This window comes from Paenibacillus sp. FSL R5-0475 (assembly GCF_038004585.1).
Taxonomy (GTDB): domain Bacteria; phylum Bacillota; class Bacilli; order Paenibacillales; family Paenibacillaceae; genus Paenibacillus_AQ.
Genome location: NZ_JBBORK010000001.1, coordinates 2,550,693 through 2,564,267, shown reverse-complemented (window position 1 = coordinate 2,564,267; position 13,575 = coordinate 2,550,693). Strand labels below are relative to the sequence as shown.

10 protein-coding genes are annotated in these 13,575 nt (G+C 45.6%); 9 read left to right on the top strand and 1 reads right to left on the bottom strand.

The window, feature by feature from the left end; all coding sequences use genetic code 11:
• Positions 1–11: 11 nt before the first annotated feature.
• The 5 genes from MKX41_RS11510 (at position 12) to MKX41_RS11490 (ending at position 8,929) form a co-directional block, all read left to right on the top strand.
• Positions 12–2,066 (top strand): hypothetical protein, encoded by a 2,055-nt coding sequence (locus MKX41_RS11510; RefSeq protein WP_340970540.1) that lies wholly within the window; start codon positions 12–14, stop codon positions 2,064–2,066.
• Between the two features lie 27 nt (positions 2,067–2,093).
• Positions 2,094–3,233 carry a glycoside hydrolase family 88 protein gene (locus MKX41_RS11505; RefSeq protein WP_340970538.1) on the top strand — a complete coding sequence of 380 codons (1,140 nt, stop codon included), beginning with the start codon at positions 2,094–2,096 and terminating at the stop codon, positions 3,231–3,233.
• Positions 3,234–3,247: 14 nt separating this feature from the next.
• A complete protein-coding gene (locus tag MKX41_RS11500; protein WP_340970536.1) occupies positions 3,248–3,925 on the top strand; it encodes a hypothetical protein in 678 nt (225 codons plus the stop codon).
• Between the two features lie 70 nt (positions 3,926–3,995).
• Positions 3,996–6,857, top strand: a complete 2,862-nt coding sequence (locus MKX41_RS11495) for a right-handed parallel beta-helix repeat-containing protein (protein ID WP_340970532.1) — start codon at positions 3,996–3,998, stop codon at positions 6,855–6,857.
• Between the two features lie 827 nt (positions 6,858–7,684).
• Positions 7,685–8,929, top strand: coding sequence for an anaerobic sulfatase maturase (locus MKX41_RS11490; RefSeq protein ID WP_340970531.1), 1,245 nt, complete (start codon positions 7,685–7,687; stop codon positions 8,927–8,929).
• Between the two features lie 65 nt (positions 8,930–8,994).
• Here the strand turns inward: MKX41_RS11490 and MKX41_RS11485 are convergent, their stop codons facing one another.
• Positions 8,995–10,194 (bottom strand): ROK family protein, encoded by a 1,200-nt coding sequence (locus MKX41_RS11485; protein WP_339796363.1) that lies wholly within the window; start codon positions 10,192–10,194, stop codon positions 8,995–8,997.
• Positions 10,195–10,380: 186 nt separating this feature from the next.
• Between MKX41_RS11485 and MKX41_RS11480 the strand changes: the two genes are divergently transcribed.
• The 4 genes from MKX41_RS11480 to MKX41_RS11465 are packed head-to-tail and all read left to right on the top strand — an operon-like array spanning position 10,381 to position 13,475.
• Positions 10,381–11,043 carry a chromate transporter gene (locus MKX41_RS11480; RefSeq protein WP_340970529.1) on the top strand — a complete coding sequence of 221 codons (663 nt, stop codon included), beginning with the start codon at positions 10,381–10,383 and terminating at the stop codon, positions 11,041–11,043.
• Between the two features lie 11 nt (positions 11,044–11,054).
• The gene (locus MKX41_RS11475; RefSeq protein ID WP_340970528.1) at positions 11,055–11,588 is read left to right on the top strand and encodes a chromate transporter; all 534 of its coding nucleotides are present in this window, start codon (positions 11,055–11,057) and stop codon (positions 11,586–11,588) included.
• 36 nt (positions 11,589–11,624) lie between these two features.
• Positions 11,625–12,602: a formylglycine-generating enzyme family protein gene (locus tag MKX41_RS11470; protein WP_340970526.1), complete on the top strand. Its 978-nt coding sequence runs from the start codon at positions 11,625–11,627 to the stop codon at positions 12,600–12,602.
• Positions 12,603–12,641: 39 nt separating this feature from the next.
• Entirely contained in the window at positions 12,642–13,475 is an 834-nt protein-coding gene (locus MKX41_RS11465) for an AraC family transcriptional regulator (RefSeq protein ID WP_340970524.1), read from the top strand.
• Positions 13,476–13,575: the final 100 nt, after the last annotated feature.

Here is a 13,575-nt window from a genome sequence, read left to right as displayed (position 1 = left end):
GGATGCACAGGATGAACGCTAATATCTCATATTTAAATAAACTTGGAATGGCTGATCCTATCGCAGGGCTGAAGAATGACTTTATTTCTCGTCAGCCGCAAGTGTCAGTTCAGACGACCACTATAAAAAAAGAGCATTATTTGGATTTTGCCGAAGGACGGGTTCGCGCCTTTCTGCCTTATGTTACTGAGGAAGGTGCTGTTCTCGATCCTAAGGACGGAAAGGAACATGAATATGCAACGGCATCCTTCGTCAAGGCAGGTGCTGTACTTCTTCATTCAGGCCGGTGTCCGGAGTTGCAGGACACCATTCTGAAAGCGATGGACTGGGGGAGTTATTGTCTTGGCGAAAACCAGGTTCCAGACGATCATGCGGATTTCACATCCCATATGCTGGTTCTGGCATATGAACTGTTATCTGGCTTCGCAGATTCATCCCGTGTTGAACGTTGGCGATGCAATTTACAGCGGTTCGAGCCAGAGCTTACCTATTCGCAAACCGAGCGGAACTTCCCCGATATCCGGCAAATACGCAATTGGGCAACGTATGCAATGCACGGGGAGATGATGAGGTATCGCACCGGTCTAACCGATACAACCAGCTTTATTGACAAGTACTTACCGTATCAACTGACACGGTTCACGCCAGAGGGCTTATATAGGGATCCGAATTTGCCGGCCGCCTATGATCTGGCAGCCAGAGATCAGTTAAGCGGAGTGCTGGAAGCCGGATACCAAGGGGCATCCGCGGAATTGTTGAAGATTCTTCTACATCGCGGAGCCCAAACCATGCTGTTTACGCAATCCGTTACCGGAGCTACAAGCTGTGGAGGCCGCAGCAATCAGCTGCTCTGGAATGAGCTGTCCTTTACCCATATTTGTGAAAGAGAGGCGGCTTATTACTTTCGACATGGAGATTTGTTGTGGGCGAGAACGTTTAAACGCGCCGCTCATCTAGCTTATCAATCGATTCTACGATGGGTAGACGATGCTGAAGAATTTCGCCTTTTTAAAAATCGCTTTCCTGTGGCCGAGCGGGTTGGTTATGAATTTTACGCCTATCATTCCACGTACAGCTTGTATGCCGCTCAGATTGCTGTTTCGTGTTATATGGATGCGGATGACTCTATTGAAGAAGTAGCTGCACCATGCGATGTCGGAGGCTTTGTGCTGCATTTACCTTCATTCCATCGCATCTATGCAACTACCGGACCGAAGCAAGGAGGCTATCATATAAGTTTGGATACCGCTGCCCAGATGGGCCAGGACGCGACCGGATTTGTCCGTTTACATCGGTCAGGACTTCCAGAAGAGACAGCGCTGTCAACGGGAATAGCCGGCTTGGATGGGGAAATTCCGTGGATTTTTTATCGTCCCAAACAGACGATTCCCGCACCGTTGTTTCCGGCAGCCATTGGCCCTACATGGAGAGATGAACATGGATCTTGGGACAGACTGGCCAATTACGGCCGCAGACAGCATGAAGTGTTCCACGCCTTGGATGTGGAGGGGCAACCTTTAAACGCGGAAAGGCTGCATTGGATAAATGAACTCTCGTTGCTGGAAATTCAGGAAAAGGATTTAAGTTTTTCTGTCTCATATATCGCAAGCCCGCAGCCAAAGGCCTATCCTTTGGATCCGAACACTCCCGGCGCAAATGTTAATGAAGTATATCAGCGTGCGATCAGTGACGTTCTCCCCAGACCGGGAAATGGCAGTGCGGAATGTATTGAGGAAATTTACCAGATCGGTATGGAGGGAACAACGGTTACCTGGAAGCTGCAATCAGCTGAAGCGGCTGAGATAACTGCAGTTGGCGTTATCGTTCCGCTGCTGGTGACGAATGGGACGGAACAATCCACCGTCATCTCTGAAGGAAGCAAGGTTACAGTTAACTACGGTCACGCCAAGTATACAGTGTGGGCGGATGAATCAGAGAATGGCGTGGAATTGGAACTGCTGCCCGGACGAATGCCGAATCGGAACGGTCATTATCAGCTGGCCCAATGGACGCGAAAAGATAAACAGGAAATCACCCTACACTTTTCACTAACAATGGAACAATAAGGCCGTCAGGGCCGGAAGGAGATAGAGATGAAGAATATCGAGCCGTATCCTGATTCGGAAAGTCGACTTTGGCTTGAACAGACCTGGGGCAAAATTATTGGAAAAGTCGAGAACATGTGCGAATCGATCGGAGCGGATTTTCCATACGCTTCGTATCATGGCAAATATAATCGCGAACAAGCGGATTGGTGGACCAATGGTTTCTGGCCAGGACTGTTGTGGCTTGTATATCGTGAGACGAAAGATGAACGTTTGAAAGAAGCTGCAGCGCTTACCGAAGCGAGAATGGATTTTGTGCTAAATGATTTTTTTCCGCTTCATCACGATGTAGGCTTTATGTGGAGCTTGTCTTCCGTGGCGCAGTTCAAATTGCTTGGCCATGAAGATTCAAGACGACGGGCCATGACCGCGGCAAGTCATCTGGCGGGACGCTTCAATCCTGCTGGACAATTCATTCGGGCCTGGAATCAGCCGGAACGGGTCGGTTGGGCGATTATCGATTGCATGATGAATTTGCCCTTGCTGTATTGGGCCAGCGAGGAGACCAAGGATCCGCGTTTCCGTCATATCGCGAGGCTGCATGCGGATACCACGCTGCGTGAGTTCCTAAGGCCGGATGGTTCGACTCATCATATCGTCTGCTTTGATCCGGAGACGGGGGAACGTCAGGAAGCGCTAGGCGGACAAGGCTATGACCCGGATTCAGCCTGGTCCCGCGGCACGGCATGGGCGATTTACGGGATGGCTTTAAGCGCTCGATATACCGGTGATCGACGCTATATCGATGCCGCCAAGCGTTCGGCCCATTTTTTTCTCGCAAATCTGCCGGATGACGGTCTTCCGCCATGGGATTTCCGGGCGCCTTGGGAAGAAGGAATGGCCATGGATTCCACGGCATCCGCATGCGCGGCAAGCGGATTACTAGAGCTTAGTTTGCTGGTACCGTCAAGTGAATCCCGTATGTACCTAGATGCGGCTGAGAAGTTGATTCGTGAGCTGGATGAACGATATACAGCCTGGAATGATCCGCACGAAGAAGCGATTTTGCTGTTTGGTACAGCCAATAGTCCGCGAAAGACTCATGTGAATGTACCTATTATATATGGAGATTATTTTTTTGCGGAAGCTATTTGTAAGCTGCGGGGCATCAAAGATACGTTCTGGTAAGGGGAGTTACTTGTATGAAACGATTGCTATATTATTCCCAACTTCGTCGTGACTCGGAAAGCGAGTTCCGCCAAATGGTGAATACAGATATTGAGTCTCTTCGAAGGGATTGGTCAGCTCAGGGACTTTACGATGTTTCCATCTTTGTCTTACAGCAGTTTGTGTTTATTTATGCGGAAGCGGGCTCTTCATCAGAATACGCAGAGTGGCGCTGGCCACGGTATTATGGCCGGATCTTGGAAACTTGGCCGTTAGTTCCGTTAAGTATGGGGCATCCTTCAGGATCCGCGGATAGTCTCGAAGTACCTTTAATCGCTATTTTTCACGATGGGGTGCCGTCAGATTGTTCATCTTGGAGAGATCACCGTCACATTGATGAGCGTATCGGCTCGGTCGCTTGTTTACGTCCAGAGATGGCAGCAAGTTATATCTATTACCATTTTCAAAAACAGGAAGAAGCGGCGTCGAGCTTTAATCAAACCTATATGATCGGAATGTTCGGCACACTGATCTTTTCGTATCATGAGTTGCCCAGCCTGACGAGTGGACATAAACCTCAAGGACTTCTTCATACGCGGCAATCACCGATTCATTGGCATGACGCGATGCTGCCTCACTTTATTCCTTGGAAAGATGAGTCGGGCAATGATATTTTGTGGATGCAGATGGAGAGAATCCAGGGAAGTATTTAAAGGAGGTGATTTTTTGCCATTAAACTGTATTTTGTAAAGCCTGTAACCAAATTAGCGAGGAGTGAACACAATGATAACCGGAATCCGACAGTGGCTGAAGCCATTTAACAAAGTCTGTTTGAGCGTCGTATTAATTGCTTCGTTGTCTTTTCCTATAATTATGAATCATTCGATTGTGATGGCTGCAGGCGCTACATATTATGTAGATACGAATGGAAGTGATGCCAACGACGGGATATCTTTAGGTACGCCGTTCCAAACCATTGGACGCGCCGCTCAAGCAGCGACAGCTGGCGATTCGGTGCTCATCCGTGGAGGAACATACAGGGAAACGGTGATCCCGCTACATTCTGGGACGAACGGGAGTGAAATCACTTACCAAAATTATAATGATGAGAAAGTAATAGTCAGTGGCAATGATGTCGTTACCGGATGGACGCAAGACAGTGGGAACATCTATAAAGCTCCGATGACATGGAGTTTAGAGGCGGGAAATCAAGTGTTCGTCAATGGAGCATTGATGGATGAAGCGCGTTGGCCTAACCAGACAGGAACATTACTGAACCCTACAACATCGTCAGCGGGTACATTTACGAATGTGACCAATATTTTCGATACCTCACTTCCGGGTGGCAATAATTTCTGGAAGGGCGCAACGATTTGGACTACAAGCGGAAGTGCGTGGATTGCTCAAACCTCAACCGTGACGGGGTACGATTCCTTTTTAAAGAAGCTGACTATACAGCCTTTAAAGGGTTCAGGAACCTATTATGATCCGAAATCTGGAAATAGGTATTATTTGACCGGTATTAAAGGAGCGTTGGACACCGCAAAAGAATGGTGGTATGATTCCGCGAACGGTCAGCTCTACTTGTGGGCTCCTGGTGGCGGAAATCCGTCTACCCTCATGGTTGAAGCCAAACGGAGAAACAATGCTTTTGATTTATCCGGTAAATCCTACATCAGCGTTAAAGGGATACAAATCACTGCTTCCACGATTGTGACGGATAACTTCACGGATCATGTTACGATACAGGAGATTGCAGCCAAATACGTTTCACACCATAATTTGAACACCAGCGCCGGAGAACAAGCCAATCTCGGGATCATCCTTAACGGCAGCTATAACGAGATACGCGATAGCGAGATCGCTTATAGCTCGGGCAGTCTTGTTACGGTAAAAGGAACGAATAACAATATCATTAATAGTTATATTCACGACGGGGGCTATGTACCGAACTGGGAAGGTCTCGTCAACCTGCAGGGAGCGAACAGCTTGATCAGTCATAATACCGTATCGGACGCCGGGCGTGTGACGGTTTATTTCAGCGGCGGAATGACTGCTAATCAAATCCAATTCAACAATATTTATAACGCAGGCTGGCTGACCACGGATTTGGGTATGGTTTACGGGCCGAATACAGACGGTCAAAATACGGAAATCCATCACAACTTTATTCACGATAATAAAGCAGCCGCTGCGAATTCAGGAATATATCTGGATAATTATACAAACAATTTTATTTTGCATCATAATGTCGTGTGGAACAACGAAGGCATTCGATTGAATACACCGTCTAATTACAATCTTGTATATAACAATACCGTATGGTCCAATACGTCTCCGGTCGGAGCGTGGGGAGATGTTTTCGCTCAAGATATGTATGGCGACAAAATATACAATAATATCATCAAAGGTGTGGATACTGTAACCGCAGCCAACGCAGAACATGGGTTTAATTTGACCAGTTCACCGGGATTTGTAGATGAAGCCAACGCCAATTACCGTTTGTTGACTACATCTGCGGCCAAGGATTCAGGCAAGGTGATTCCGGGGATTACCGATGGATACACAGGAAATGCACCGGACATCGGAGCTTACGAATATGGAGGTGAGGACTGGACTGCAGGTCATAATTTTGCAAGTCCACCAAGTCCGACATATACAAGACCGGATACAACTCAAATGAATCAGGTGGTCAACGGTGGCTTTGAATGGGGCAATCTGAGTAGTTGGACTACAACGGATGGCGGAAATGCCGCTGTTGTTGCCGACAATCATTGGGGCAAAGCAGCCAATGCGGGGATGTCGAGATCGCAATTCAATGGTGTAAAGCTTAGCGGCAGTGTGGATGGGATCGCGCAAACTATTACAGGGCTTGAGCCTGACACAAATTATATCGCGGGAGCATGGCTGCGTTCGCCCGCAGGGGAAAACGTGCTTCTCGGCGTGACGGACTTCGGTGATACAGAGGTCAGCGCTTCTTCAAACAGTTCAATTTGGACTTTTGTGAAGGTGAAATTCAAGACCGGTCCATCGCAAACGAGCGCCAAAATCTTTTTGAAAAAGACTTCCACAACGGGGGAAGCATACGTGGATGATGTGGGTCTCGTGTTGGATTCTTATTATCAATCCATGTATACCTTCGATGGATTCGAAAACGGTCTAGGAAACTGGATCTCAGTCCCAGGCAAAGGTTCACCATCCCTCAGCAGTGCAAAAGCACACACAGGAATCTACAGCTACCTTGTAAGCGAGGATATGGATGCGATCCAGCAGACGTTCCATTCTTTGCAGAATAAAGTTGTAACGATGTGGTTCTATGATGATGCAGGTGCAACGAACATGCAAGTGGCGGGCTTTGTTGACAACAGTTCGGCAATACGTGGAATCGCGGTCAATACGCCTACCTCTACCACCAAGTATTCGGTCCGTCTGGACGGAACATATACTGCGACTGCAATAAGCAGAACAACAGGTTGGCACGAACTGAAATGGGATTACACTTCGGGGACGAAAGTCGATATGTATATAGACGGAGTACTGGTTGCTTCACCGACGGGCGGAACAAACTTTAATCGCATTGTTATCGGTGACTCTTGGTCTGGAAATACGACGACCACTTACTTTGATGATATTGCTATTCAATAGATTGCTCAGCCAACCTATTAACCGACAAATGGTCCAAAATAACAAAAAAAAGATCCTAACAGGGGTTCGACTCCCCTAGCCTCCACCAACCTTACTAAAAACGAACACAATATACTTAGTTGGTGGATTTTCAGTAACAGTTTGGTTTAATTAGTAAAAAGACAGTTAGGGCGCATTTAGAAGCAGTAACTGTCTATTTATTCATATTCATTAGGCAATATTAATCTTTGGAACTCCGTCAGTTGTTTTACTTATACTAGAATTGCATTGTCGTTGGGAATTTTATCCTGAAGTTCAACCGGAAGTAGTTATCAATGTACTCGCGCCGAGTCTCCGTATTCTTACATGCTTTGGTGATCGCGGTTACCGCAATGGTAGGTGATGTTTTTTAGCTTGTTTTGTCCGCGATGCTTTGTATTGCCCATCATGCGTAATCGTAGCCAAGGGTCCTCAAGTATTCTCCGCAAATCATAAGCCCTCTTAGAAGGTGAAATCGACATGCTTGAAAACTTGAGCGATCGTCTGACTTAGTTTTGACCGCAGGACGGTCCTTGTTTTGGTATTTTAGAAAATTGCGGCAACAGGCTCTATCCTAGGGTCATCTGAATCATCACGCGGCGGCAAATGGTGGATTGGCTATAACCTATTCTGCAACTCATTACTTTGTCTCAACAGACAATGGGGGATGCAGTTTTTTTATGTCCAGATATTCGATTAACTATGATGTTTTACTCATCGTTGATGCACATACCTATGATTTAATTGAAGAAATAGGAAATAGATTTCACAAAGCAAAGATTGTATTTACATAGGAGGGGCAGAATCGTATGACAACTTGCATACAGACCTCGAGGCCTGAGACCCTTCATGTCATGTGGAAAACCGTCTCAGAGGATTGTAATCTAGCCTGTGATTATTGCTATTACAGTACTGCCGGGGGACATCCTCAGCAACCGATCCGAGTGATGGATACGGAGCTTCTGGAGCGGTTTATCGCTCAGTACATGAAAAGATCATCAGGGATAGCGACTTTCTCTTGGCAGGGTGGGGAGCCATTATTGGCCGGACTTTCGTATTTTGAACAAGTGATTTCATTCCAAGCTAAGTACGCTCCGCCTCATACGATGATCAGTAATGCACTGCAGACGAATGGAACGCTTATCCATGAGAAATGGGCGAAATTTTTTAAACGGTATAACTTTTTGGTTGGGATTAGTCTGGATGGCCCAGAGCCTATTCATGATGCTCATCGTGTAACGGGTTCGGGAAAAGGCAGTTATGATCTAGTTATGCGTGGGATTCGTCATTTACAGAATGAGGGTGTGGAGTATAGTATTCTGACGGTGATTCATGAAGATAACGTGACGAAACCAGATGAGTTGATGGCATTTTATCTAGAACATACCTTTCCGAATATTCAGTTTATCCCCTGCATGGATTTTGTTTCTCAGAAAAGTGATGTAGCGGGACGTTTCCGAATTACACCTGAACAATACGGAGTCTTTTTATGCCGTACATTTGACCTTTGGTACAACGGTGGGTATCCAGAGCTTCCTATTCGTATTTTTGAGAATATGCTTCTTGTATTCATGCATCGTGAGGCAGAGTTATGCGTTCACAACTCATGTTGCCCGAAGATGATGGTGCTTGAAACGAACGGGGATGCCTACCCTTGCGATTTCTTTATTGATGAAGAGCATAGGCTAGGAAATATCGGCCAAACTGACCTGGAAACACTGCTAACCAGCCCAGTATATGATGATTTTTTGTTAATGAAGCCCAATATGAATGAATCATGCTATAAGTGTGAGTACCTTAGCTTTTGCAATGGGGGATGTCCGCGCAACCGGAATTGGCTTGATGTTCATGATCGTACTGAGGTTGATTATTTCTGCCGTAGTTATAAAATGTTCTACTCATATGCCTATGAACGGATGATACTGCTAGCAAACCGACTTAAATCGGAGCAGATGCTGGAGTTCAGGAAAAGTGCCAAACCACTTCCAGGTAGAAATGATCCATGTCTCTGCGGAAGCGGGAAAAAATTTAAGAGTTGCTGTCAACCACTATAGCTCAAATTAAAAAAAGGCTGTCCCAACAATCATGCAAATGGTTGTGGGACAACCTTTTTATTATGTTAAAGAACCATTTGATTTCTCACCATAATAGCCGCACCAGTCACCACAGCTTCTTCTTTTAATGTACCTAGGGAGAAGTGAGGTTGGTATTCAGGATAACGGTAAGTGTTTCGCTGTGCCACTTCAACCGCCGTTTGGAAAAACAACTCGTGAGAGTGGATGAGCGCACCACCTAGAATGATGGTCCCAGGATGAAACAGGTTGATAACGTTGGCGAGGCCAATACCGAAGTGAATGGCGGCTTGAGTAAATAATTCACGCGCATGTGGATTACCGTCTCTAAAGGCTTGTACCAATACATCATAAGTTAGTTTCTCAGGCGCCACTTTATATCTTTGGAAGATCAGATCGTTGTCTATTTTCGCCTCTGAGCGCGCACTTTGTTCTAGCGCCTGCACAGATACGAATGCTTCCAGAGCTCCGTAGTTCCCTTCATTATTTAATCGGGGTCCATCTGTCTGGATAATCATTTGACCAATGGCATCTTCCATATCCATCGTGCCATGAACAATACTTCCATGCGACATCATCGCATAGCGGAGTCCTGCTCCAGCATGAACATAGAGCATATGTTGAATGTTAGCGTGACGGATGGACCATCGTTCTCCAAGGAGTGCGGAATTGGCACCGTTGTCGAGTAAAGCTTTGAAGCCCGTTCGTTCCTCCACCAGTTTGCAAATCGGGAGATTGTTCCAGCCAGAAGAAGGGAAGTGTAGCGGTTTTAAGATTAAACCATTTTCCCGGTCAAGCGGTCCCACGGCTCCTATTCCTATCCCGATAATTTGACTGTCCTTCAGCTGATGGTCTCTAAGGAAAGCGCGTATTTGATTACTTATGTGATCCATAAATCTTTCAGGTGTGAATGCCTGATCCATTCGCCAGTGAACAATTGATTTTGGGTTCATTTGCATATCAAATAAACCAAGGGAAGAATACAGCCTGGAAATTTCTAAACCGATGATGTAGCCGTAGGAAGGATTGATCTGGTATAAAATAGGTCTTCTGCCTCCGCTAGATTCCCCGAATCCGCATTCTATCAGCAAGCCTTCTTCCGTCATTTCATCTAATATTCGGGTCATTGTGCTTTTGGTAAGTGAAAATGTTTGTAGAAGATCTAACTTGGAAACTGTGCCTTGTTCGGCGATTCGGTCGTATAGGAGTTTCTTTGGGGATGGAATGTGTGTCGAGCGCTTTTCCACGATAAACCTCCAAGCTATATATAGGATGAACTAGTAAGATCGTTTTTTATAAAGTTTGTATTTATTAACATTAATATAGTATAACGCATAAACCATAGATTGTATTTTACCGTTCAAAAAACTTAATTCCATTTTGGGAAAAAGTGATATAATGAAATTACGACAGAAAATATAAGGGTGGAATCCATGAGAACAACTATGAAAACAAATGCGACGACGAATACAGACCTAAGGATAAGTCTATTGTTCCAGTTGTTTTGGGTATTTGTTCGAATCGGTCCCGTAACTTTCGGGGGAGGTTATGCGATGATCCCTATGATCGAACGGGAAATTTCCACTAAACGGAAATGGCTGGCTGAAGAGGAGATGGATGAAATTCTATCTTTAGCTGGCGCAGCACCAGGTGGGGTAGGTGTAAATGCGGCGGCATTCATTGGTTATCGTCTTGCTGGAGTGAAGGGTGCGATTGCTGCAATCGCTGGGATTACGATTCCAACCTTTATCATTGTTTGTTTGCTTAGCGCCGTTTACTCACAACTGGCCGACCAACCAAAAGTTATTGCCGCCATGAAGGGGATTCATGGTGCTGTTATTGCCTTGATCCTAGTAGCAGCATATCGAATGGCCAAGAACGCTATATTTGACAAGACTACGGCTGTTACGGCGTTGCTTATACCGATTGTTTTATTAGTTTTCGGAATCAATCCCATTTACGTGATCGCAGTTGGATTGATTATCGGTTTTGTATATATGCCAATCAAACAGCTCTTAGGGCTCCAAGTTCGGACAGAGAAGGATTCCTTGAAAGCTTCTGATGAAGAATCGAATTATCCGGAGTATTACATCTAGGGGGAAGCGATGTGATTTGGAATTTATTTTTTATCTTTATAAAAATTGGACTGCTCTCCTTTGGAGGAGGGTACGCCATCATTCCGATGATTCAGCATGAAGCTATGGCTGGTGGTTGGTTATCTGAAAGGGAATTTCAAGAGGTAGTTTCCATCGCAGGGATGTCACCGGGCCCTGTTGCAACGAACAGTGCAACCTTGATTGGATATCGTGTAGCCGGAATAGAAGGAGCGATTGTGTCCACATTAGGCATGGTTCTGCCTTCATTAATCATCATCATTGTTTTTTCCATCTTTTTTTATCGGGTGAGGGACAGTCAATGGATTAAAACGTTATTTTATGGGTTGCGACCAGTGATTACAGGTTTGATTGCCTATGCTGCGATTCGGTTTGGTTTAAATAGCGTGGAACACGCCTTCGTTACTTGGCAAACCATTGGCACGTTGATCATTGTATTCGCTGCACTTTATGGTTTAATGAAATATAAGCTGCATCCGCTCACCATTATCGTTGCCTCTGGCATTCTTGGTGTAGCCTTTTTTTAGACAGAGCCGGGACGATCCCAGATTGGAGGTAAGTACATGTCAGAGAATATACGGGCTTGCTGTTCAGCTAGTCGAAATCAAGTCGAGAAACAAGGTTCCATCGATGTTTGTAAGGAGAACACAACTATCCAAAGATCAGAAGGGGATAAGGATTTCTCGGACATGATCCTTATTCCTGGAGGCACTTTTCTTATGGGGACGGATGACAAAGAAGGGTTCCCCGCAGACGGAGAAGGTCCCGCTAGGAATGTTACCTTATCTCCCTTTTTGATTGATGCAACGGCAGTTACGAATAAGCAGTTTGCTGCTTTTATCAAGGAAACAAACTACGTTACAGATGCGGAGCGTTTCGGTTGGTCTTATGTGTTTCATTCTTTTGTTTCCATGGAGACAGGGAAAAAGGTGATCCAAGTAGCTACTCAAACTCCCTGGTGGTGGGTAGTAGAGGGCGCGAATTGGTGTCATCCGGAAGGTCAGGATTCTCATATAGACGAACGCCTTGATCATCCGGTGATCCACATATCTTGGCATGATGCTGATGCATATTGCAGCTGGGCCGGCAAACGTCTGCCTACGGAAGCAGAGTGGGAGTATGCCGCACGAGGGGGTCTAGTTCAGAAACGATATCCTTGGGGGGACGAATTAAAACCGGGCGGTGAGCATCGCTGCAATATTTGGCAAGGAAAGTTCCCTGATAAAAATCATGCCAGCGACAGTTATGCAGGTACGGCACCTGTGAAATCCTATCTACCTAACGGATATGGTCTTTATAATATGTCAGGAAACGTGTGGGAATGGTGCGAGGATTGGTTTACTAAGGCTTATCATTTAACTTCCGAATCAGTGAATCCGAGAGGCCTGGTACGTGGTGTAGCAAGGTCGATGCGTGGAGGATCGTATTTGTGCCATAAATCTTATTGTAACCGTTATCGGGTGGCGGCCAGGAGCAAAAATACACCAGACAGCTCTGCAGGAAATATTGGATTTCGATGTGCGGCTGATTATACCGGTTGAGAATACATAAAGACTACTACATTAGAAGGAGGAACTTCTTTGTCCTCTATCATTCATAGTCAGTTTGATATCACCGTGCTGGACGTCATAAAAATTCAATATCAGAAGCGGGTCTTATTCGATTACGTCCAGTCTTGTTATACCGTCTCTTATATCCAAAAAGGTGAGGTATTGACGACATCCTCCGAGGGAGAATATGTTGCTTCTGCCGGAGACGTGATGATCCACCGTCCTAACGAGCCTTTTAATGTGATCTCCAAAATGGAAGGCGTACATTATCTGTTTAATATTAACGCAAAGGTGCGAGAAGGAGATGACTTCTTCAAGTTATTCCCGCTAGGCAAGGTGATTCGGATTCGGGATCAAAGCGAATATGAGCGAAGGTTTGACGAGCTGCGAAGCCTGTGGTTGCAGGAGGAGGAAGATTTCAGAAATGTTCAGGTCGGTTCATTGGCATTTTTTCTCCTTTATGAAATTATGGAGAGCACCAAGCTTGGCGGGCGCCGCTCATCACGAGATCCCTATGTCACGGACCGCTTTAACGAGGCGTTGAAATATATGGAGGAGAGACTTGATCAGGAGATTAGTAGAGAAGAGCTTTCCAAGCTCTATCATATGAATCCTGTTTATTTTAGCAGGGCGTTTCAGAAAATATATAAATTGACACCTATGCAAATGTTACGAAAATTACGGCTGCAGCAAGCTAAACAAATGTTGGAGTATACGGATTATACCATCGAGCATATCTCCCAGAGATGTGGTTATTATGATGCTTCGCATTTCAGTAAGGTATTTCGTGGCGAATACGGCAGGGGTCCGGCAGAGTACCGAAAAAGTATCGAATATACAAAAACAAACATCGCTACTCCATAGCGGAGCTTTCCATATTCATTTACTCTATAAGCATGAGCAGATCATTCTGAACTGCCCGAATCGATGCGTAACCATTTCGATTAAAAGGAAAGGCAGGTTA

What these genes read in the sequence shown, in the direction of transcription:
- MKX41_RS11480 (WP_340970529.1), top strand. Translation starts at nt 10,381, where the DNA reads ATGAGAACAACTATGAAAACAAATGCGACGACGAATACAGACCTAAGG.
- MKX41_RS11510 (WP_340970540.1), top strand. Translation starts at nt 12, where the DNA reads ATGAACGCTAATATCTCATATTTAAATAAACTTGGAATGGCTGATCCT.
- MKX41_RS11500 (WP_340970536.1), top strand. Translation starts at nt 3,248, where the DNA reads ATGAAACGATTGCTATATTATTCCCAACTTCGTCGTGACTCGGAAAGC.
- MKX41_RS11470 (WP_340970526.1), top strand. Translation starts at nt 11,625, where the DNA reads ATGTCAGAGAATATACGGGCTTGCTGTTCAGCTAGTCGAAATCAAGTC.
- MKX41_RS11505 (WP_340970538.1), top strand. Translation starts at nt 2,094, where the DNA reads ATGAAGAATATCGAGCCGTATCCTGATTCGGAAAGTCGACTTTGGCTT.
- MKX41_RS11495 (WP_340970532.1), top strand. Translation starts at nt 3,996, where the DNA reads ATGATAACCGGAATCCGACAGTGGCTGAAGCCATTTAACAAAGTCTGT.
- MKX41_RS11490 (WP_340970531.1), top strand. Translation starts at nt 7,685, where the DNA reads ATGACAACTTGCATACAGACCTCGAGGCCTGAGACCCTTCATGTCATG.